This window comes from Candidatus Thorarchaeota archaeon (assembly GCA_013388835.1).
Taxonomy (GTDB): Archaea; Asgardarchaeota; Thorarchaeia; order Thorarchaeales; family Thorarchaeaceae; genus JACAEL01.
In genome coordinates this window covers 1-21,167 of record JACAEL010000001.1, presented here as the reverse complement: position 1 = coordinate 21,167, position 21,167 = coordinate 1, and the positions used below count along the sequence as shown (strand labels likewise).

Here is a 21,167-nt window from a genome sequence, read left to right as displayed (position 1 = left end):
CTTAGCTGGCGAGAGTTGTCCTCATGACTCTTGATAGATGTCCTGCATGCCGGCAGTCCTTCGACCTGCAATCGTCCACCCGAATTCACTCCATAGCTCCGTGATAGTACGCGGTGGCGGACAACAGGATTTGCGCAGGTCTCCTTGAATCCGGGAGGTTGGTGCTCATGTCTATGACTCCTGCGTAAAGTGTTATATTGCAGCTATGAGAATCACGCTGGGAGTCGTTCTGTCCGGTGATCTGATGACGGCCCGAGAAATCAATACAGACCTGCGGGACAATATAGTGCGTCGCGTTCTAAGGCTTGCGAACACCCCAGTTGATTTCATAGTGCTCTTTGGTTCAAAGGCAAGAGGGGACTCAGGACCGGATAGCGACACTGACATTGCGTTATCTGTTCCGGCGCTCACGAGCACTGAACGGTCAAGGCTAAGACTTCTGTTGACTGCCGAGTTCAACGGTCCAAACGTAAAGGTGGACATCGTCACTGTTGAGGATGTGAACTGGTCACTCAGATTCAGGATATCTCGTGATGGTGTCATCCTCTATGAGCGCAAGGATGGGCTATGGAACGCGTTTGTAGAACTGGTCATTGCACGTTATCCGGACTATCACCAGTTCGAGACCAGAATCCTTCGCGAGATGATGGGGAGTGTGTGACCTTGACCGTTGACGTTACTGTGGTGAGAAGAAGGCTTGAGAGGATGCTTGGTGAAGCTCGAGTCCTACGCCGCTTTCAGGCCATCTCCTACGAATCATTCAGGAATGACGACATGGCAACGCGGACTGTTGAACGTTCGCTTCAGGTGATTGCGCAGGCTGCGATCGACATTGCTGGTCACATCATCTCTCAACAACGTTGGGGGGTTCCAGGCGAGTACCGGGAGGCCGTCTTAACGCTACAGAAACAGTCTGTCATATCGGATCCACTTGCCTCAGAGTTGGTCCACCTCGTCGGAATGCGCAACATTCTGGTTCATGGGTATCTAGAGGTTGATCTGGGACTTGTCCATGCCTCTATAGGTCCAGCCATTGCCTGTGTGGAGTCCTTTGTCAGAGCGATTGAAAAGTATCTTCGCGAGAGTGTCGAAACAGAGTAGTGTCTCTTTCTACAGTCACTTCTCACGTTTCTGCGAGCCGCTGAGCACTTGCTATCACTTGACAGGTGGGAGCGACCGTCTTCTTGGCCTGTTCTTTGGGCTGGTCCAGAGCCACAGGTAAGTCCTTGCCAGTTCAGTCCATGTGCTGGTAGAAGTGAATCGGCGCCCTCTCTGTGAGACCTCTCTCTGCAGGGCTGCATTGTCCAAGATGCGTTCCACCTCTCTGACAACTCCCTCCAGCGACGTCTGGATGGAGATTGGTGCTCCGGCTGCTCTGAGCGACTTGAAGTATGCCATCTTGAGCGGGGTTGCTGCAATGGCCACGACCGGCACACCTAGTGCCATTGCCTCCAAGCATGACATATAACCTGATGCGAACATGACCTGCGACCTTGCGACTGCCGCCTCTGGCCTCTCAACATGACCCATGAACTGCGCGTCAACCCTCAGCGACTCAGCCAGCTGTCTGACATGGTCTGCAATACTGCCGGAGCCACAGACCGTGAGTCGCATCTCTCTTCCCCTCCTATTGAGAGTATGAATGGCATGGACATAGTCCGCCAGTCTGGTGTCTGGCTCTATGCGCCCAACAAAGACCGCTCCGGACCTCTCCTCTGTCTCTGCTTCGGATGTAGCGACCGCCCCATGTGTCAACGTGTCGCACCGTATTCCATACTCTGTCGCAATGAAGCCGCCAACGCAGATGCATCTTCGAACTAGGCATCTGGCAAGCCTTCTGAGAAACCTCCAGTGGAATGGGACGGGATCTGCCTCGAGACCGTGAAAGGTGGCATAGAACGGCCTGTTCGGACACAGGACACGGACTGGGAGATAGAGCAGAAGAAGTGGTACAACATCATGAAAGTGGACAAGATCGCAGCTCTTGACTGCAGCACGCAGCCCACCTGACATAATGAGTGAGAACGGTGCTAGCAGCCTTGAGCCGAACGGAAGTCTGTGGACGACAGTGCCCCTCCTGCTCTCGCCCTGGCGGAGGCCTTGCGAGTGGCTCAGCGTGACGACCTGCGACTCCACATTCATCCTGCCCAGTTCCTCGCAGACTCTCTCCACATGCTTCTCAACGCCACCTATGGCGGGCCAGAACCTTGGCGTGACCATGAGGACACGCAGCGCTCTCCTTCGTTCTCTCAATTCCACTTCTTCCAGCCCTTCATTGTTAGTCGGACAGGCTCGTACAGGGGCATATCGCCACTCCTGACAGATGACACAGGCGCCACTCCCTGTGCTCAGTTGAGTGCCGGACAACCTCCGCCTTGATGGGTTTTCGATTTGGATGCAAGAGACTGCATCACTTAAGGTCCTCGATGGTCGGGAACGGTTCTTCACCCTTGATCTGAGTGGTCAGAAACTCGTGAGCCGCGTCTATGTCCTCGTCCTCGCCAACGACGTATAGAGTGACGGACCCCTCGGCTCCGTTCACCCCGCCTGCTGCTATGGCGACTGAGTCAACGTTGAAGAGCACAGCAAGCGCATCCGTCTCAGTGAAGACCTCACCGACATGTACCGGCATGACCCCGACGGGAGTACCAACCGCGTAGTCCCAGTCATGCATACCAAAGGCGCTCTTCATCTCTCCGTATCTTGTGGGGATGCACTTCTCAAGTCCGACAGCCATCACCAGTATGATGTTCTTAGCTGCAACCGCACCGATGAAGCTGCCCACTGTGCCTGCGGTATCGCTGGCCAAGAGTACAAGCGGGACCATGTCCGCATCAAGTGCGTTTGCTCCTTTGATTATCATGTCCCCGGGTCCAAGGTCACTCAGGACGTCAGCAACCTTCTTTCCCTCCATGTACTCTCCCTTGTAGAATATCGCATCGGAGTGTCTGCTCTCCTTCTTGGTCACCCAGACCCCTCTGGGTACTACCACACCAGCTACGTGCTTGGTCTTGTCGTAGTCCTCCAGAATCTCCTCCACTATGTATGAAGTGGTTGTGCCAAGCGTTATGCAGACATATCCGTTAGCAAAGGCCTCTTTGAACTCAACTGTGGCGATTATGCCTTTGGCTATGAGCCTCTTGCTCTCCGCAGGTGTCAGTGTGATCAACATGTTCTTCATTTCCATCACTTCACGTCCAGACTGGCGACAACGGTGTTATTATTCTGTCGCACCGCGAGTGTCACAATGTGTGGGCCGTCGATCAGTTGCTGCAACAGCGCGTCTAGTTCTGTGTGCATCAGCATCCTTCGACAGCACACGGACCGATGGTCAATCACCGCCGGTCGCTGTGGACTGCTGGTCACGACGAGTTGCGGCATCGACGATTGCCCTTGAGACCTCTCTTATTGACTCATAGTACGCCTCAATGTCCAGCCGAGTAGTCCCGAGGAGTCTTGCAGTCTCTGGGTCCTGTGCGATGACCGAGAGTAGGCTTGAGTTGCTGGTCCTTGCTGCAGCAGAAAGTCTCCTCAGGGTCTCATGCGCCTTGGGTCGCTCCATACCTGCCTGTGTCAGGGTGGTGACCACGTATTCGCTGAGAATGGACTCCTTGGACAGTGACAGATTGCGTGCCACCGCAGCCTCATCGATTGTGAGCCCCTCAAGGACGCGGGTCATCTCGCGCACGATGTAGTCGGTCAGGATGAATGACTGCGGAATGATGAAACGTTCCGTCGATGAGTGAGAGATGTCTCTCTCCTCCCAGCTGACCACGTTTTCTAAGGCAGGGGCCGCATGGGAGCGCACCACTCGGGCGAGGCCACAGATCTTCTCAAGCGTGACCGGGTTGCGCTTGTGAGGCATGGCAGACGAGCCCACCTGCTTGTCCTCCGCAAAGGGCTCGTAGGTCTCCGCTATCTCCGTCCTCTGGAGGCTCCTCAGGTCCGTGGCCATCTTGTCAATCGAAGCAGCCAGATTGGCGAGGGCTAGCACTGCTTCCGCAAGCCGGTCGCGCTGGATGATCTGAGTGGTGGCCACAGGCACCTGTAAGCCGAGACTCTGAAGGACCCTTCGTTGAAGCTCAATCCCCTTGACTCCTAAGGCGGCATGGCTGCCAGTGGCCCCAGCAATCTTGCCTACTGAATTCGTGTGTATCGCTGCTGTGAGCCGTGTCCTGTGACGCCTGACCTCGTCTAGCCACACTGAAAACCGGATGCCGTAGGTTATGGGCACTGCCTGCTGACCGTGTGACCTGCCAACCGCAATGAGATTGACGGACTCTCGGGCACGCGCCGCAAGGACATCCATTAGGTGGTCGACCTGTGGAAGAAGCACACCGAAGGCCGCTTTCAGCTGCAGCCCCAGCGCTGTGTCCTTGACGTCGTTGCTTGTGAGACCAAAGTGAACCCACCTTGCTCCGGGCCCCGTGCACTTCTCGGCTATGGCCTCGAAGAGAGCTGTCACATCGTGCCGGTTCTTGGCCTCAATCTGCAGTGTCCGCTCGAGAGTCACTCTGTCAGGGTGCGCTGTGGCAGCAATGTCGTCTGCTGCATCATGCGGGATGAGCCCCATCTCTGCCTGAACCCTCGCAACAGCAGCCTCCACTCTCAGCCAGAGCTCGTGCCTGTGCTCCTCCTCAAACACTGATACCATGTCACGGTGTCCGTAGCGTCCGTAGTCAATCGGGCAGATGGGCATTCTCAAGACTCCTAGTAGATACGGTGATTGGCATGTTCTCATCTCATTACCTTATGGACATAGTGCCCGACCCTCACTGGATGAGCCTCCTGTTGTGCATCTGCGAGAGTGTGCATCTGTGAATACCCACGAGAACCTGCGTTGAAGACACTTCCACTTTGTACAGAAAAGCTGAGGCTCTAGCTCCGGTCAACAGGACTGCATATCAGCAGAGTTGTATCGAACCAACTCGGATGTTTCTCACACCAAGTGGAGTCGAATCCTACAGTCGGTATGGTTGTCAATCCCCTCAGTGTTTTGATAGAGGCGCTGTGATTCTATCTGAGTCACGAGTCTGGGTGGAGCAAAGGACATCTCTCCAGACACCTCATGTCACAACTAGGATTCAGGATTGAAGCCATGACACACACGTCTAAGAGGGCCATGCGGATAGCTTAACCTGTTTATGGCAGAAGTTCTGGCTGCATTTGTGGCAGCGGTCACATATCATGTGTATGCATCATGATGCGGTCGGTTAGTACTGTGCACCCAGAAGGACCGCGACTGTCAGCACGCGCACACATCGGGCGTCACACGAGTCTCTCCAGCATCCATGAACTGTAGAAGCTGTTTCAGAGTATTGCCCAGTCTTCTAAAGGAACGAGAACGCTGAATCGCGAGGTTCAGGTCCAAGTACTCTGTCATGGGCGCTTGGTGGAGCGTTTCTTTGTACGTTCTGCCCACTCCCATGTGCTGACCGAGTATCTCTTTTGCTCCACGAATGCGCTCAGGGTCTCCTTCGAACGACGTCTCACTGTCTAGTCCCGGTGTGCCTGCAAGCGTCCTTCCCCTAATCGTTTCTATGCTTGCAAGAAACCAAGCCTCGTACTCAGGCTTGGCAGCTATCAGAACCAATGGACATACTAAGTGACTTTGCTTAGCACGTATACACAGACCTGTGACAAGTTCCTTGGGACAGTCGGAATCCGCATCAATGAGTACGAGGATGCCGGCAGCACCATCCTTTCTCTGAGCATATTCGACCAAGCGCTCAAAGCCACCGGGCTTGGTGATGTTAGACCTGCCGTGTGCGTTGAGGGCGCGGGCAACAATTATGTCTTCTCTGTTCATACGCTCCAAGAAACGTCTGAGCAGCAGAGGTACTGCTTCAACTTCACCGTCGCCTTCGACTACTGGGACAATCGATATCACTCATTCTTCCCCTCTCTGCAGCCCCTCTAGCCGCAGTATATCTCCTGGCGTGAAGAGACGGTCCTCCACAGCGCCGATTTGCTCCTTGTTTACAGGCCCGATTCTCGTGACTCCCTTGACTCGTTCCACAACTCGGATGCTTGTGACCGGTACGCAGTCCATCAGGTCCGGACTGTGTGTGGTGATGAGCACTTGAGACCGTTTCGCAGTTTCCTTGAGTACATCCGCAAGGACCCCTATGACACCCGGATGGACCGTGAGTTCCGGTTCCTCGATTGAGATTAGTGTTGGCGGTGGATCTTGATACAGAGCAGTCAGAAGGCCAAGAATCCTAAGTGTGCCATCAGACTCCTGCGAGAGGTCAAAGAACGCCCTCTCTCTGTTCGCCGTGTCCATCTCGTGGACGAGCATCACGACGAAGTACCCCCCAATCTGGCGTACACCGAAGTCGCCTATGTCCGGAACTATCCTCTTCAGGACTGCTCTGAGGTCCGGGAGCCACTGGTTTCCTGTCCTCTGCATCTCTCTGAGGACGGATGCAAGATTACTGCCGTGTTCTTCAAGTGGGTATGGTACCCCCGGAGGCTGGGGTTCTCTGAGTACGTTTGGGTAGATTGTATAGAACCTCATTCCTGTGAGGGCATTATAGACTAGTCCAAAGGGCTTGACGGCGGCCACGATTGGTAGCGCGAGAGCTGCTCTTGCTAATGGAATCTTCTTCAGGTCTTCCGGTGCGGCCACCCATGTGCCATTTCTGATTTCATATTGCAGGTCTTGGCCTCTATGGGTAATCGAACAAGCCTCGTTCTTGACCTCGAACTCTGTCCTTCTTTTGCTTCCGACCGTGAATGAATATGATGCGCTTGCTTCATCCGATTTTAGGATGACCCTGACAGTCACATCGTACGGACGACCCTTGGCCGACCATCTTCGAATAGCACTGATTCCTCTACGCAGAGAGATTGCAGAGTCAAGGCCTTTTCGAAGAGACTCGCTGGTAAACCGCAAGACGTCAAGAAGATTGCTCTTGCCGGAAGCATTCTGTCCCACAAGTACGGTCAACGGGTCCAAGTCAACTCTGATCTGTTCAAAGCTTCTGAAGTTGTGGGCCTCTACTTCCGTGACTCTCAGGTGAATTCCCTCGTCAGAAACGTTCTGTCAGACTTCTTTTGCGACGACATGATGTGTATCAATCTCGCTTTCTCCACCTAGGTCGCTAATGCGAGTTGAAGCTTTCGATGGTAAGACCGACCTTTAGTAGCTCGATGTGAGAAGTCACTATATTATTCCAGTCCGGGGTCCATTCCTCCGACTGGGAGGTCGTGCATTGCGTGCGTCGTTCGGGACGATGATAGATGCATTCTCGCAGAGCATATTGGAGTATGTTCCTTTGACTTCTCCGTGGGACTTCCCACCGCCCTATCTCATAGAGTCCAACCACTCTGTGACTTCCCTGTCCGGAAAGTCCCATGCTTGGCGAGCAGCATTCCATGTCTCCAGCGGCATTCTCCACTTCCCGTGTAGCGGCGACCCGAGCAATGATAGTGACACTTGTCCTTCCACCATCTCGAGGCATGAAGCGAGACCATAGCTCCCTCCAGTGGGTAGACTGCAGAGCAGAGTCAAGCGACCATCGAGGTCGAATGTCGGAATCGTCCTTGGGAGTCTCTGTGACCATGCAGCAATTGCTCTTCCCAGTTCCTGCTCGTCTGCTGTCAATACGATGTGTTCGTTCAGGCCAACGTTGTGAGCCTCCCTGGCTGTATAGAGTATGTCGTTCTCTCTCAGCTTCCTGAGGCTTGATGCGACCCGTGTCTGTCCGACTCTCAGTTCGCCCCTCAGAGAAGCCACCGAGTTGACTCCCCTTCTTGTGGCCTCGATTACTCTCATGTCCAGCTCGTCAAGTGTCACTCTGGTCTTGGGCGTGGGACTGTCGATACGCGGAAAGGCTGTCCAGAGCCTCTCTCTGTGTATCTTTGGCAGCTGGACGCGCTCAAGGTCCCAAGGCACCTGCCACGCCCCGCTCTCAGGCAGGTAGTAGTCGAAGCAGAACGCGGCACCCGACGAGACTATCTCGTAGATCTCGACACGCACCCCTCGTTGGCCCAGTTGTTTGACTGAATGGTAGACCGCACGTATGCTCTGATTGTTGTCTGGCACACTGAGGGTTGCAAGCGTATGCCAGTCTCCGGTAAGCACCCTCCTTATCGCATAGACAAATGGGCAGTTGACGAAGTATCTGTACGGGTCCTGTCCCCCGGTCTCCTCGCCGATGAACAGGTGGAACATCCTGATGCCAATCTTGGAGAAGTGGACGGTCTCCCAGCTCCTCAACACGCGTCTGTTCTCGAGTGAGGCAATCCTTTGAGTCACCCACTGTGGTGTGAAGCCCGTTCGTTGCGCTACCAACTGGTATGTGGCAGATGGGTCTCTGAGCATCGCATCGAGTATCCTGACTTCTGCGGCAGTGAGACCGACGGAGAACCTCCTGAACCGCGTCTCAAAGTATGCTGCATAGTCGTTGAACTCGAGCCTGACACCATATCTAGACGCATTGAACACGTCCCGTATGATGCTCTTGAGTCCATCAGGTCCAGCAACATCGTAGAGTGCTTCGTAGCCTGCTGCAGGACTATAGACGATGACGCCATTCACACGTCGGTCATCGCTGCTCTCTTGCCATGTCTTCCGCCACCGAGCCCTCTCATCAGAGCACAGCTGCTGGGCTGCAAACTCGGTTGCGACATCAGTGATGCACTCTGCGCACAGAGAGTCACTCCTCAGAGCTGATCTGGCGCACTCCCTTGCCACAATTCCATGGAACAGTGCGGAGTCATCAAGTGCCTCCTTGGTGATGCATAGCTGTCCGTCCGGTGAGACCTCTCCATACACCTTACCTAGTGAATGCTCTGATGTGACCACTAGGCCTCTTGGACAGTCATCCGGGCGCAGACCGAGTTCCAGCAGTCTCAGCGCGGCCTTCTGCCACATTGTCTGGACGACTTCAAGGCGATGCTCGCTACTGGACGGTGCGCTCATGTCATCCTCCCCAGACTCTGTCCCTTCTGGCATCCTTCAGGCGGAGAATCACCTTGCCAAGTTCTGTAATCTCAATGGTCTTCTTGCCTCCCTCCCTGCTCCGCCGTATGTACTTCTGGCTCTCCAGCTCCTTGAGGTGCTTCGATATCGATGAGGGATGGGCGCCCTCCACGTCCGCCAGTTCCTTCTGGCTTTGAACATGGCCTCCCAGTCTGATCAGATTGCTCAGGATGGTCCTCTTGGGTGCAGTCAGCTTGGACAGACTGAGTGGTTGAACCTCGACTAGGGGTCTTCCCGCGTCCCTCTCTGTCTCCGCCACGAAGTACACAGGGGCCTCGATGAGCACCGCGGCCATGTGACAGGCTGCTCTCATGGCGATCGTCCCGCAGGATATGTTGAACTGTACCGTGTACTCCTTGTGTCTGAGGATGATGTCTAGGACGGTCGCAAGGATGCTCTCATACCCCCATGGGTCAACAAGCTCTGCGTCTATCGGATGCTTCGCTTTGGCATGTCTCTCTTTGAACGACACTACATCATCCTTGTTGGCCTCAGTATACAGCAGTACGAGCTTGTCCGCTCCTTTCATCAGAACCACTTGGTCCACACGCTCGTTTGCGTAGAGGCCCAAGGTGGCAATCTGAAGGACCTTTTCGCCCATGGTCACCGGCGCATCCACCGGCGAAACCATCTCTTCAGTGTTTCTGTTCTACTTGCAACTCCTTGTCTTGGAGTTCAACTCATGGCTGCGCACGGCAACTTTGGGCGTTTCACGTTAGGTGCTCTCGAGGGGCAGTAGCCCTCGATAGCGATGTTCGAGGACTACCATCCCCCGGACGAGCCAGAATGGCCCTGGTGAGATCAGGACGCTGGCTCGGTGAGCGCCTCTCAGGCGGTTTAGTTCAATGGGGTGAGCTCCTCTCCTGCCGGACCCGGACTCGACCCGCGCCCGGCAGTATGAGAGGGGCCCACCAGCTTTTTTCTTCTCCTCCACATCTCCTCCCCCTCAGCTCAGTGACACTCCTCCCAGTACGGACAGTCCTCGTAGCAGAGGGCTGGCATCCCAGGGTCTCGTTGATTGTAGATGAGTCTCATGGCCTCATCCCTCAGTTCTAGGAACTCCTGACGGAGCGGTTCGTCAATCTGATGGATGTCATACTCAATTGTGGGCGGGACGGGCTTCCTGAACCAGCAGTAGACGATACAACCCACGTCCACAGGGTACTCGTATATGCTCTCGATGACCATTGCGTACCCTGTCGTCGAGAACCTGTGGAACTGTCGTCTCTCGCCTGTCTTGGTGTCCAGCACGACTCCCTCCATGCCGAACGCGTCTGCACTCAGTTGGCCACTGAGACCTATGTTCCTGCCGTCAAGCTTCTGCTCGACGACCACGGGCACCGCAGAGTGCACAAGCGCGTCTGTGCCTATGTAGGGCTGAGCAGCAAGGACTCTATCCACTGTTGCGACCATCTGACTGGCCTCGTAGTCCCACAGCCACTCCATGTTGGACCTGACGCGGGTCTCGTCCCAAGTGCCACCACGCCCCACCACTTCGGGTCTCCTGGCAGTCTTGATCATGTCGTCTATGACTTGGTCCCGCATCTCAACCAGCCTGACTCCTAGCTCATGGCCGGATGCCCTCGTCATGTTGTAGAGCTCCCTCTTCGCGTTCTGTACAGCGCTGGCTATGACCGAGTGATAGAGTCCGCCTTCAATCATCTTGGCATTGGTCGGCTTCCTCTTCTTCTCAACATGCCTCAGGTATATGTCACGCATGGACTCGCAGTATCGACTGGCCAGTTCGCTCAGGGCCAGCTGGTAGTCGTAGGGCGGGTCGACCGGTGGGACCTCCCATGCCCAACCACGGAACCTGTCGTCGACGACCACCTCACGCGAGCGCCGGCGATACCTCCTCAGAAGCCTCCTCCTCACATCGTCAGGCAGTTGGTACAGTCCTGTTCACCTCCTTGTGGTCTTCGTGCTCTATCCTGACTTCGACTTGCCCGAACCCTGCTGTCCGGTTCTTTCCTATGTTACTGATTTCCGCGAACTTGGCGAGTCCGGCAGTCAGAAGACCTAGGGGTGACCGTGCGTCCGTGACCGTGTAGACGACACGACCGACGAAGCCGACAACGCTCCTGTTGCGCCCAAGAGAAACTTGGGCTGTGTGCAGTCTGTATCCAGAGACGTACACTCTTGACTCCAGCCAGTCCCGGTACTCGGATACTCTCTCCAGAGATGTTGTGTGTTCAATCTGATTCCACACCCGAAGTAGTGAGCTGAAGACGCGTTCCGGTTGCGGGAACAGACAGGCAAAGTCCGAACCGTATGCCGATAGCTGAGTAGGTGTCAGGTAGTGGACTACCAGATGCACCTCATCTTTGAAGGACCGCTTGAAGTCATCAAACCATGTCTCCATTGTCTTTCCAGCATCGTACGCATTGAAGTCAACACGCAGGATGGGAAAGACCTCGTGATGTATCCTGAGCGACTTTTGTGCTCCTAGTGCGAACTTCCTCACTATGTCCTGGAACCTGTCGGAGTCCAGCAGATTCACGCGGAATCTGTACTCCTCTCCTGCCCGGACTGTGGTTGTGTAGTCAGCGCCGCAACCGAACGGCTGCAGAGCATAGGTGCGGATTGCTCTTGAGTCGTGAATCTGATTGCTAAGCTCGTCGTCGCAGTCATTGATCAGGTTCAGGAAGGCGGCTCTCAGCGGCGTGCCTGTGAATCCCAAGTTGCCAGTGACCGGGCTGAGGACCTGAAACTGAAGTTCAATCATTCTGCTGCCGCCTCCTTCCTCGCTCTCTCGGCCAAGTACTCTGCCACAAGAGCCCAGTCGCCTATTACTAATGCTCCACTCTCTCCATCGGCGTATACTCTTGGAATCCGGTAGTCTGTCATTCGGGTCATGCCCCTCCAGAAGAAGACCAAGTTCCGCTTCTCAAGCATCTCATTAAGAGCATCAGTCATGCAGCGGTCTCGGCTGCGCAGAGTCGTATCGTTCCTTGCGAACACTGCTGTCTTCCGCCGAGCCTGAGCCCCGGGGTCTATCGAAGCGCTAGGCCTGCCTCCTCTTGTGAACTCGTTCGCCACAAAGACTGGCGAGTCCTCATCATACCTCTTCTTCAATGGCCCGGGTACCGATGCCCAGTGCTTGGATGCGTCTTCGAGCTTGCCTGAGAGTCGGAAGACATCGAAGACATCCATCTCTGAAATGACGTGGTCTCTCGAGATGCCAATCATCCCGCCCGGGAGGCGTACAAGGAGGCTGTTCAGTGAGCCTCTCATGAAGCTGTACTTGGCCATGACTTTGACAGTGTATCTCTTGAGGTCAACGTCCAGTGAATTGGCGTCTGTGGGACCTATCACATCAACCAACTTCACACCCCCTATGCTCACGCTCTTGTTTGCCTCAAGCAGATGAAGGAAGTACTCCTGCGCGGCCTTGTAGTCGAAGTCCTCCTCTCTTCGGTATCTGTCATACTCCTTGCTACCTGCCAGAGCCATGGCAAGCATCAGAGTGCGCATCTGCTTGCTGCAGATGAAACCTGCATACGATGGCATCATCCGAAACGCCTCTTCGGCCTGGGCAATCATGTCAGGGTATGACCAATCGTTCTTCTCGCCCAGTCGCGTTGCCATCTCATATGGGACGTAGATTCGGAACTCGCAGGGTCCATGTCGTCCACTCCTTCCGAACCTCTGAAGAAACGATGCCAGGTCATGAGCTTCCATTACAAGGAATGGCACATTGAAGTCCACTCCGACTTCGATGGCCGAGGTGCCAATCAGGATGTTCTCAGAGCACGACTTCATATCCACGCGATATGCCTTTGGCACCAGCCCGTGTATCTGCTTCACAATGCTGTCGCCATCTAGTTCCTGTTCATGGAGTATCTCCTTGACTCTCTTAGCCACAGCGATTGCAAATGTGACGGAGCTGAAGATCCCGAGTACCTTGATGCTGGCCTTCTCTTGCCAGTCATAGGGGGCGTGGTACATCCGAGCAATCTCCTTTGCAACCTCCTCTGTGTCCTCCTCTGCATCCTTTTCACTACCGAGGACCTTCGAACAGCACCTGACCTCACCGTGCGTCGCAGCCTTTATCCTCCGCCTGTCCTTGCCGCCGTCTGGGAAGGACCTGGCCACTATCAGGTCTAGGTCCGGATAGCTTCCGCGCAGAAGGTCAAGTAGGTCTCCGTGAGTCGCACTGAGAAAGAGAAGTTCTACCGGCGGGTTGGAGAGACTGTGCATCTCGTTCAGCATCAGAACCAGTCTGGCCAGGACCGGTCCGGCGTACAGGTGAAACTCATCAACCACCACGGCTTGGAACTTGAAGAGCTGGTCGCTGATCCGCCCGTGCCTGTAATAGAACCCGCCTGCCACCAGGTACAGGGTGTCTGGATTCGTCAGCAGGATTCTCATGCGTTCCGGCCTGTCTGTCCCGGAGAGGACCCGCTCCAAGACGCTTCCCTTCGCACCTCCGCCCAGGTGCTCAAGGGTCTCACCTGTCGCATGGATGATGTCGACGACATTCTCACCGTTGACCGGGCTGGGTGAAGATGGGTCCCAGTCCTCGTCAATCAGGTTAGGTTGGTAACCCAGACGCATCAGTAGACTCATGATTGAGTATACTTGGTCTGTGACCAGTGAGTTTGTTGGATAGACGAATATCGCAGGCGTCCGACGCACAAGTACTCTTGCAAGTGCAGCTAGGGTCTTACCAGACCCGGTGGGCGCATCGAGCACCACAACACTGCTCTGAGACCGGATGGTGCGCACCTGATGGTCGTAGAGCCCCTTGATGTTGCCTATGCACTCGTTCGTCAAGAGAATGTGCGCCTCCCCAATGCGCACACTCTGACCGCCACTCAACTGACCATCTTCCCTCCCCAGACACTCCGGTAGATGTCTGTCTTGGGCGCAGGCAGACGGTGGATGAGTCCCTCAGGGTCCTTGCATTCGAGATACCGCCCCTCTAGCTCTGCCCCAATGAGGACTGGGCTCGGTGGCACAGTGAGCAGGCTTCCTGACCTTATCATAGTGTCATCTGGGAGGTCAGCAACTGTGACAGGGCAGGTTGGTTGAAACACCCCAGTACGCTCTTCCACTTCCAGCTCTGTCGTGGATATCCTCGCTGGAATGTACTTCTTGCCAATCCTCACCAGTCTTGGCAGGTCACCTCCCACTGAGTAGAAGTAGTACGTGGTCAGAGGTGGGTACCGGTAGTATGCACCCACCTTGGGTATGTTGAGACTGTCTTGCTCCATCTTGTCCAGCAGGCTCTCACCGATGCTGTTCCAGGTGATCATGACCGGGTCTCCGTGACGCCAGGAGCCACTGACTGAGCCACCGACCTGAATCTGGTGACTCAGCCAGCGCCTTGCACTCCCTGACTGATAGTACGGGAAGTCATCGACATGTGCTGCTGGAGTCGCATATGTCTGCATCATTGGCAAGTCCTCCCCGTAGAATGGGGTGCTCAGCGATGTCACTCTGCGTATCCCTGGAATGTGGCGATTCAGCGCATACATCAGCGCGTAGTTGCCGATTATGCGCGCTGGCCGGGCTGTCGCACCGTAGTCCTGGCTGGCATACAGAAGGAAGTCATGACAGGTCATGAGTGCCAGACTGACGGCCGGTCTCCCAGACATGACCCAGTCACCTCACTTCTTTCCTTTCTTGGCCTTCTCTTTGGGTGTGGCTTTCACAACGAAGGCGTCGACATGCTTCTGCATTGCGCCGACGAAGTCAGCATCAAGCGGCACATCCTGGACCTCTGCAAGCAGCTTCTTTGTCTCGTCTGCTGTGAGAACCACCAAGTTACCCCTTGATGCACTGAGTTGAGCATACTTCCTCAGCACCCTTTCGGTGACGGACTCGAGGTCGGTCTCCTTTTCCCATACTGCAGACAGCTCAAGGCAGTACTCTAGCGAGGTGATCACCTCTTCGTAGCCTGCCACAATCCCGAGGACAACGTTGCGCATGTCTCCCTTGGTCCTCGTCTCGGCACCGTACGACTTGGTCGCCAGCAGCGTCTTGAGGTACATGGCCAGCTCGTACCACGTCGCAGAGTTGAGTGTGACCACCGACGGAAAGTTCGCAAGCGGCCGCACGTTGTGGGACAGGTTGAGAGCCTGACCGGTCAGCTGCGAGGCCTCGTCAACAGCATTGAACGTGATTGACTCTAGCAGGTCCTCGTAGGCCTCTATGGAGTACGCGGTCGAGTACTCTATCCTGTGCTTGATGTTGTACTCTCGCCCCTTGACGGAGACCGCTCCAAACAGAGCACACCGCGGGCACTTCATGCACAGCTCGTCCTTCAGGTGACACTCGTTGTTCTTATCGACGGTCCTGAGGAGCCGCGTGAACATCCTGCTCTCCGGTGCCTTCTGCTTCGATGCGAGAAACGCCACCTTGACGACCGGTTTTGTCGATACGATACTCTCCGGGACTACCACTGTGTTCAGTTCGCGGCTCTCCTCTGTCCTGAAGATCGTGTAGTCGTGTGTCTGCCTGAGTAGGAGCACTTGGACTACCTTTGCATCGAGCAGTGGGGATATCTCCTCTGCGAGGTATGGTTCGAGTCTCCTAAAGCTAGATGGTATTCCTGTCTTTGCTGGCATCTATTGTTCCTCCTTCTTTGTCTTCTTTCGTTCTTCCCAGAACTCCTTCACGTCATCGTCGAGTTCCTCCGGCACCGACCACGGATCCTCTACATCCTTGAAAGATGAGTAGCCGTAGTCCGGCCCGACAATCTCGTTGACTCTGTCGATTGTCTTGTACTTCCGCTCGAGCCACTCTTGAAACTCCTTCTGGACCCAGACCTTCTGTCCAACAAGCTTCTCCTTGTAGACCCTGAAGAAGACCTCGTCGTCCAGGTCTTCCACGGTCTTGAGCCACTTGGTCGGCGGCAGCAGAGCCCGCAGTTCAGCCAAGTACCGGACTGTGTCGTCAAGTCTTTCCGCTGCACTGGCTGGCATCCGGCCCTTCTGCTGGTTCTTGTGGATGCTCAGTACGAAGCCCTTTACCGCTTCCCAGTTTATCTCTCCTGTAGTCGTCAGCCTTGTCAGCAGTTTGCCCACAGGACCCATGAGCGCATGCTTGGAGTCTGTCCCGGCGTCCTCGGGTCGAAACGTCTTTAGGTATTCGACCAAGGCGTCAGCAGCCTTCTTCCGAGCAGCAGCTATCTGTTCGATATCGTACTTCTGTTCTTCCTTATCCATTCTGATGACCATGGTGTTACCCCTTCTTGTCACAATGTTGATGGTTCTCCTGATACTTCAGGGAGCACACTGAGCAGGTCAATCAGCCGTCTCTTCTGCGACTTTGAGAGCTCAGACCACTCTTCAAGCTCTGACCTTCTCAGGATTGCTCCCCGATTCATTGTAGCAAGGCGCAGTAGTCTGTCCTTGCCCAGTCCCTCAACATAGCTCATTCCGATGAGCGTGATTGATGAGAGCCTCCTAAGCGCTTCACGGACCTCGTGAAGACTGACTTCTCCAGAGATTCCCAAGCAAGACAGCGCCACCTGGGCAGGCGCAGGGACGCTGATACGCACAGTGCCATCCATTGACAGGTTGGAGAGTGGCTGGAAACCATCCACCACGATCACCCTGGCATGAAAGACACTGGACACTATGAGCGCAAGCAAGTATGTCCTGATTGCCACTGTACTGGGCGATTCCTTGTCGTCAAGATACAGGGGGTTTCTGAAGAAGACAAACATGTGGCTGGGCGTCAGGTAGGCTGTGCCCTGAGTCCTGCTTGGAGTCTTGAACTCCTCCGTATGCTGCGGATGGAGTCTTATCGTGCCGCTGAGATGCCCTTCTGCAATCGCTTCGAATGTCTTCTCGACATCTGCTGTCAGAACGTCGTAGGCGAGGTCACTCGGACTCTGCCATTCTGCCTGCAGATGCTTGGCGAGCTTGTCAACTGCCTGGTTCGTCGGGCGGAGCATTGCAGCCAGTGCGGTGGCATTGTCAATGGTTTCACCGCGAACAAGTGCTGTGTATACCCGATTCATGTTCCATGCATACGCCGGGGATAGTCCGACCGTTTCAGTGCGGACGAATGCAGCTACCCCCTCGGCCCACTGCTGCGCAAGGTCAGGGCTCAGCGACATGTCTGGAATGACCACGAAGGTGGTGGCAGGAGCAGATGGGAAGAAGAAAGCTCTGAGGGTCGACTCAACGAGGCACAATGCACATACCTGTGCCTTTCTCCCCGCGCCAATCATGCATCCCGCCGGAAGGAGGTTCGAGAATCTCTGCGACCCGTCACCGAAGAGAGTTGCAGGTGCATCTTTGACTCCCTCAGCCCCACAGAAGCTGCATATCCTCTTCTTCTGGTCCTTACCCTCCAGATACCTCTTCTCAGTTTCTTCTGAGATGTCTTTGATCTCGGTGCTGGTCATCACTCCGACGGGTACGTGTTGTATGTCTGTCATCAAGAGACTCAGGGCCTCTTGTGGGATGAGATCTGGCGCTGTTTCACTGAAGTCTCGCAATACAGAACTCATGATTGCGATGAAGCGGTCCTCCTGCTGCTTCCGCCGGTCTTTCGACAGGTGGAGTCGCGCTCCGTCTAGGTCCCAGAGTATGGTGATGACTTCTAACTTTCTTATCAGCCCAGCTGTGTTCGTGGCGTCTGACATCGACTCCAATGTGAAACCCAGTGAGTGCTGCGAGAGAAGAGCATTGACCTTCTTGGTGTACTCGCTTCCTCTTCCAGCTGCCTCGGCGTATTTCCGGTAGTTCCTGAGGAAGTCCGCAAAGTAGATGAATAGGTTGAAGTCGCTTATCATCAGGGCGAGGGTTTCGTCGCTCTTGTTCTCGCCCGCACCACACTTGGTTAGGAATTGCCTTATCTTTTCTTTCTCCGCGTCACTGGCATTGGCCATGGTTGACTTGCCGTCCTCTGCGGGCTTGTTCATGGCTGGCATTGCTGAGAGGTGCCGGATGATGTCGGGGATGTCCTCCGTTTGGACTATCTGAAGACAGGGCCAGTTAGTCTGAGTCAGCGGTCCTATGACCGCGTTGGTCATTCCCATCTTGTAGATGTCAGAGGCTCGAAAACGGTCCTCCTGCTCAGAGATCAACTGCTGGAGGCGGTCTCTGAAGTTGGGGATTTGTCTCGGCTCCCCAATGCACAGGTATGCCACACCCTTGCCGAAGTGAAGAAGAGGCTCATAGCCACACTCCTTCATCAGACCTGTCAGTGCCTCGTTCAGGAAGCTGCTGACAAGCCCTCTGATTACCGACAGCTCGTGGTACTCGAAGTGGACCCTCTTCTGAGCAGGGATGTCTAGGTCTCGTGCTCTGTTGAGAATGTCCTTTGGTTCTTTCATGCTGGCCATGCTGTCAGCCAGACGAATCAGCGGGACCAACCTATCAGCCGGGCCCACTTGGGTTCTACGTCTAGTTGCGGCCGCTCTGTTCTCAGTGTCGTGTGTATAGACCACTAGGTTCAGGACGCGGTCCGTGATTGTGACGAGCGACTCCTTCTGTCCCTCTGAGTTCAGCTTGCCTTCAACCGCCTCAAGCAACGCCTTCAGCTTGGCCTTCGCCTCTGGTCCGCCATCGTCGTGGTCAAACGCGCCATCCTGCGGTGCGCCCTCTCTTCTCAGGAAACTCAAGGCAGCCTCTTGCCACTTGGGCTCGGCCTTCTGATAGTCATGGAAGAAGGCGCCAACGCATGCGACGATAGTCTCATCTTCATTAAGGTCAAACAGCATTTCGCCCAGCTTTCTGGCGACGGAAAACGCATTCACTGCATGGACGAAGAGCGACTGCTTGTGCTTCGCTGAGAACTTGGCGTACTTGCTGCCCCACTCTTCCCGAATTGCAACTGACATCAACGATCTCAGGAGTCCGAAGAACCTGTCGTCACCTTCTTTCGTCACAGTACGTACCATCCACTGTCTTCCGAATGCGTCTTTGTCTGTTGTTGACACTCCGCTCCATAAAAGAACATGGCCTCGCTCCTCACTCTCTGGAGGCCGTCTATGGGGGCAAATGGGCTCCACCCAGCCGTGAGATGGCAACGGACCAGTAGTGAGATTAAACTGCAAGCCCCTTTGTGGAAAAAAAGCAGTACTCACACTAGGTCTCTGCACTGATCGGCAAACCCACAGCCGACCAGCGTCCTTCTGCACTGTGGCCTTGGTGATGGTCGCTCTCCCGACTCGACCATCTGCTTGATGGCGCTGATGATGTGTTCAGTTCGCCTCTTGAGACTGTGAGTCAGTAGGACCTGCACAGTCGTCTCATCGTTCATGTAGTGGGCCAGACCGCGCCTCACAATCACCCGATTCACATCCTCGAGGAGCAGAGCAAGACATACCAGCTGGTACTTGTGGTCGAGAAGCACCTGACCTCGATGGCTCGTCATGTCTTTGAACTCCACAGGGATGTGTTCGCCTTCGTCTGTCACGACAAGCATGTCCAGTCTTCCTAGGACTCTCAGCCTCTCCGAGTACAGAGGGATGTCGAACTCCTTTTGCATGACACCGAACGGCAGCTTCACCTTCAGCACGGACTCACGGCGTCTCTCAAGCCCAGTGAGCCGATTGTGTGACTTCTTGGCCTCCTCCTGTTGAGAGCCCATTATCGGTCTGAGGCGGAGTACCCGAGTGAAGTAGGTCACGAGTGGGCAGAACATGTACTGCTTGACATCGGTGGGCGTCAGATAGTCCTCATCCACATCAGTCGCTCTAGAATAAGGATACTCTTTCGGCATCTCCCTCCATCTCCTTGTCTGCTCCTATCGTTATCCTGGTCTTGAAGCACGAGTCGCACAGCGGGAATATGATCACGGAGTCCGTCTCCTCACCCTCGTTCAGCATCCGGCGCAGGTCCGTCTTCAGTGAGGCGAGGGCGTGTCTGAGCAGCTCGCCCTGAAAGGCGCTGTATTGGATTCTCTCGAGTCCGTAGTCCTTGAGCCTCTCGCTGACCTTTCCACGGAGAACGTCGTTGGTGATGTCGTATACCACTATCCACCTCATCGTTCTACCACCTCAGGCTGAACGGCTCGTATCTTGAAGACTCGCCCCTCAGAAACTTGGCCACAGCCCATGCTTGGCGCACTATCGCGTTCTTCAGCTCTATCTTGCTGTCTCGCACCTGCACCTGCTCGGAGAGACGCCCCACAACCTCCGTGGCAAGCACCTGTCTCGTCTGTTTTGACAGCTCGCCGCTCTCAGCGGTCTCAGCGGCGCGTATCACCTGCTTGGTCGTCAGACGCACAATCACTCTGTCGACGGCCTGCTGACGAAACTCCTCTATCAGGTCGAGGACCAGCGACGGTCGTCCAGGTCGGTCCACATGAAGAAAGCCCGCGAACGGGTCGAGACCGCCCGCATTGACTGCAGACCACACCTCCGAGTAGAGTATCCCATATCCATAGTTGAGCATCATGTTGAATGGGTCCTTCGCACTCCTCGTGTTTCGGTTGCTGAAGTCAAACTCGTCTGGCACTATCGCAGCCACACCCTCCCAGTAGGCGCTCGCCGCCCTGCCCTCTATGTTCATGATCGAATCACGCGTACGGACATCAATCGGACCTTCAATTCCTCCCAGCTCCGTCTGCGCGACCTTGACCCTGTCTGCTAGCTCGAACAACTTGTCCGAGCTCTCAGCGTCCGTCCTCGTCCGGCTCCTCGCCCACTGACTCAGAAGCGCCTGCTGGTTCAGAAGCTTGCCCGTCACAAACCCCTTCGCCAGATGTAGAGCCTTCTCCGTCCCGGCCTCAAGATACTGGGCTCGCCTCGTAAGCACCGTGCCATGTCCCTCAGTCGGTGTCAGAAACCCAAAGGGCGTCCCGTCCGAGTACGTGAACGATACGGGTACGCGATTCTCAACAGCAAGGTAGAGCGCCGCCGAGCTGAGCGATGCCCCTGCTGAAGACACTATCACCCGCTCTACCTGCGATACCGGGAACTCCGCAAGTGTCTTCCCGTCCTTCTTGACCACTAGCCGGTCGCGCTTCTTGCCTAGGAACGTCCCGAACTCTTCCAGTATCACCGTGTGCACAACTGTCCCTCCCTCTGGGATCAGTGACCTGTGTGTTCAGGCACAATACTATTATGTGGGGATGTTTATAAATAACCTTGCAGAATGATCATGCACACAACTCGTCCCGAAATGCAGACCTATCCGTACTCCTAACGCGCAGATGGCCTGTTCGCGGGCCCAGTCGCAGAAACAGATCCCATATTGCGGGGATTGAAACG

General features: G+C 55.2%; 19 protein-coding genes. 2 read left to right on the top strand and 17 right to left on the bottom strand.

Annotated features, from left to right (window positions below):
* The first annotated feature begins 244 nt into the window (after nt 1-244).
* Both HXY34_00095 and HXY34_00090 read left to right on the top strand, forming a co-directional pair.
* Nucleotides 245-661, top strand: a complete 417-nt coding sequence (locus tag HXY34_00095) for a nucleotidyltransferase domain-containing protein (protein NWF94523.1) — start codon at nt 245-247, stop codon at nt 659-661.
* A gap of 2 nt (nt 662-663) precedes the next feature.
* Entirely contained in the window at nt 664-1,101 is a 438-nt protein-coding gene (locus HXY34_00090; protein ID NWF94522.1) for a DUF86 domain-containing protein, read from the top strand.
* Nucleotides 1,102-1,155: 54 nt separating this feature from the next.
* On the opposite strand, the gene HXY34_00085 is transcribed toward HXY34_00090, so the two are convergent.
* The 17 genes from HXY34_00085 to cas1 all read right to left on the bottom strand — a co-directional run bounded on the left by HXY34_00085 (nt 1,156) and on the right by cas1 (nt 20,967).
* Nucleotides 1,156-2,253 (bottom strand): glycosyltransferase family 4 protein, encoded by a 1,098-nt coding sequence (locus HXY34_00085; GenBank protein NWF94521.1) that lies wholly within the window; start codon nt 2,251-2,253, stop codon nt 1,156-1,158.
* Nucleotides 2,254-2,410: 157 nt separating this feature from the next.
* Entirely contained in the window at nt 2,411-3,181 is a 771-nt protein-coding gene (locus HXY34_00080) for a hypothetical protein (protein ID NWF94520.1), read from the bottom strand.
* A gap of 150 nt (nt 3,182-3,331) precedes the next feature.
* Nucleotides 3,332-4,699: an adenylosuccinate lyase gene (gene purB / locus HXY34_00075; protein ID NWF94519.1), complete on the bottom strand. Its 1,368-nt coding sequence runs from the start codon at nt 4,697-4,699 to the stop codon at nt 3,332-3,334.
* A gap of 546 nt (nt 4,700-5,245) precedes the next feature.
* Nucleotides 5,246-5,890, bottom strand: a complete 645-nt coding sequence (locus HXY34_00070) for a DUF4276 family protein (protein ID NWF94518.1) — start codon at nt 5,888-5,890, stop codon at nt 5,246-5,248.
* Nucleotides 5,891-7,027: an AAA family ATPase gene (locus HXY34_00065; GenBank protein NWF94517.1), complete on the bottom strand. Its 1,137-nt coding sequence runs from the start codon at nt 7,025-7,027 to the stop codon at nt 5,891-5,893.
* Between the two features lie 282 nt (nt 7,028-7,309).
* On the bottom strand, nt 7,310-8,929 hold the full coding sequence (locus HXY34_00060) for a hypothetical protein (protein NWF94516.1): 1,620 nt from the start codon (nt 8,927-8,929) through the stop codon (nt 7,310-7,312).
* A 1-nt stretch (nt 8,930) separates the two neighbouring features.
* Nucleotides 8,931-9,596, bottom strand: a complete 666-nt coding sequence (locus HXY34_00055; GenBank protein NWF94515.1) for a MarR family transcriptional regulator — start codon at nt 9,594-9,596, stop codon at nt 8,931-8,933.
* A 344-nt stretch (nt 9,597-9,940) separates the two neighbouring features.
* Complete coding sequence (cas4a, locus tag HXY34_00050; protein ID NWF94514.1) at nt 9,941-10,864, bottom strand: type I-A CRISPR-associated protein Cas4/Csa1; 924 nt, start codon at nt 10,862-10,864, stop codon at nt 9,941-9,943.
* Nucleotides 10,865-10,868: 4 nt separating this feature from the next.
* Nucleotides 10,869-11,714, bottom strand: a complete 846-nt coding sequence (gene cas6, locus HXY34_00045) for a CRISPR system precrRNA processing endoribonuclease RAMP protein Cas6 (protein NWF94513.1) — start codon at nt 11,712-11,714, stop codon at nt 10,869-10,871.
* Nucleotides 11,711-13,765, bottom strand: a complete 2,055-nt coding sequence (gene cas3, locus HXY34_00040; GenBank protein NWF94512.1) for a type I-D CRISPR-associated helicase Cas3' — start codon at nt 13,763-13,765, stop codon at nt 11,711-11,713. The genes cas6 and cas3 overlap by 4 nt, the downstream gene beginning before the upstream one ends.
* A 41-nt stretch (nt 13,766-13,806) precedes the next feature.
* Nucleotides 13,807-14,589: a type I-D CRISPR-associated protein Cas5/Csc1 gene (gene cas5d / locus HXY34_00035; GenBank protein NWF94511.1), complete on the bottom strand. Its 783-nt coding sequence runs from the start codon at nt 14,587-14,589 to the stop codon at nt 13,807-13,809.
* Between the two features lie 12 nt (nt 14,590-14,601).
* Nucleotides 14,602-15,561 carry a type I-D CRISPR-associated protein Cas7/Csc2 gene (gene cas7d, locus HXY34_00030; GenBank protein ID NWF94510.1) on the bottom strand — a complete coding sequence of 320 codons (960 nt, stop codon included), beginning with the start codon at nt 15,559-15,561 and terminating at the stop codon, nt 14,602-14,604.
* Nucleotides 15,562-16,161 carry a beta-galactosidase gene (locus HXY34_00025; GenBank protein NWF94509.1) on the bottom strand — a complete coding sequence of 200 codons (600 nt, stop codon included), beginning with the start codon at nt 16,159-16,161 and terminating at the stop codon, nt 15,562-15,564.
* Nucleotides 16,162-16,190: 29 nt separating this feature from the next.
* Nucleotides 16,191-18,851 carry a type I-D CRISPR-associated protein Cas10d/Csc3 gene (cas10d, locus tag HXY34_00020; protein NWF94508.1) on the bottom strand — a complete coding sequence of 887 codons (2,661 nt, stop codon included), beginning with the start codon at nt 18,849-18,851 and terminating at the stop codon, nt 16,191-16,193.
* A gap of 182 nt (nt 18,852-19,033) precedes the next feature.
* Nucleotides 19,034-19,675 (bottom strand): CRISPR-associated protein Cas4, encoded by a 642-nt coding sequence (gene cas4, locus HXY34_00015; GenBank protein NWF94507.1) that lies wholly within the window; start codon nt 19,673-19,675, stop codon nt 19,034-19,036.
* Nucleotides 19,650-19,940 carry a CRISPR-associated endonuclease Cas2 gene (gene cas2, locus HXY34_00010; GenBank protein ID NWF94506.1) on the bottom strand — a complete coding sequence of 97 codons (291 nt, stop codon included), beginning with the start codon at nt 19,938-19,940 and terminating at the stop codon, nt 19,650-19,652. Before cas2 ends, cas4 begins: the two co-directional genes overlap by 26 nt.
* A 4-nt stretch (nt 19,941-19,944) precedes the next feature.
* Entirely contained in the window at nt 19,945-20,967 is a 1,023-nt protein-coding gene (gene cas1, locus HXY34_00005; GenBank protein ID NWF94505.1) for a CRISPR-associated endonuclease Cas1, read from the bottom strand.
* Nucleotides 20,968-21,167: the final 200 nt, after the last annotated feature.

Bases quoted from the DNA above. Each gene is read 5' to 3' on its own strand.
- HXY34_00095 (NWF94523.1), top strand. From the start codon at position 245: ATGACGGCCCGAGAAATCAATACAGACCTGCGGGACAATATAGTGCGT.
- HXY34_00080 (NWF94520.1), bottom strand. From the start codon at position 3,181: ATGAAGAACATGTTGATCACACTGACACCTGCGGAGAGCAAGAGGCTC.
- purB (NWF94519.1), bottom strand. From the start codon at position 4,699: ATGCCCATCTGCCCGATTGACTACGGACGCTACGGACACCGTGACATG.
- HXY34_00060 (NWF94516.1), bottom strand. From the start codon at position 8,929: ATGAGCGCACCGTCCAGTAGCGAGCATCGCCTTGAAGTCGTCCAGACA.
- cas6 (NWF94513.1), bottom strand. From the start codon at position 11,714: ATGATTGAACTTCAGTTTCAGGTCCTCAGCCCGGTCACTGGCAACTTG.
- cas5d (NWF94511.1), bottom strand. From the start codon at position 14,589: ATGTCTGGGAGACCGGCCGTCAGTCTGGCACTCATGACCTGTCATGAC.
- cas7d (NWF94510.1), bottom strand. From the start codon at position 15,561: ATGCCAGCAAAGACAGGAATACCATCTAGCTTTAGGAGACTCGAACCA.
- HXY34_00025 (NWF94509.1), bottom strand. From the start codon at position 16,161: ATGGATAAGGAAGAACAGAAGTACGATATCGAACAGATAGCTGCTGCT.
- cas10d (NWF94508.1), bottom strand. From the start codon at position 18,851: ATGGTACGTACTGTGACGAAAGAAGGTGACGACAGGTTCTTCGGACTC.
- cas4 (NWF94507.1), bottom strand. From the start codon at position 19,675: ATGCCGAAAGAGTATCCTTATTCTAGAGCGACTGATGTGGATGAGGAC.
- cas2 (NWF94506.1), bottom strand. From the start codon at position 19,940: ATGAGGTGGATAGTGGTATACGACATCACCAACGACGTTCTCCGTGGA.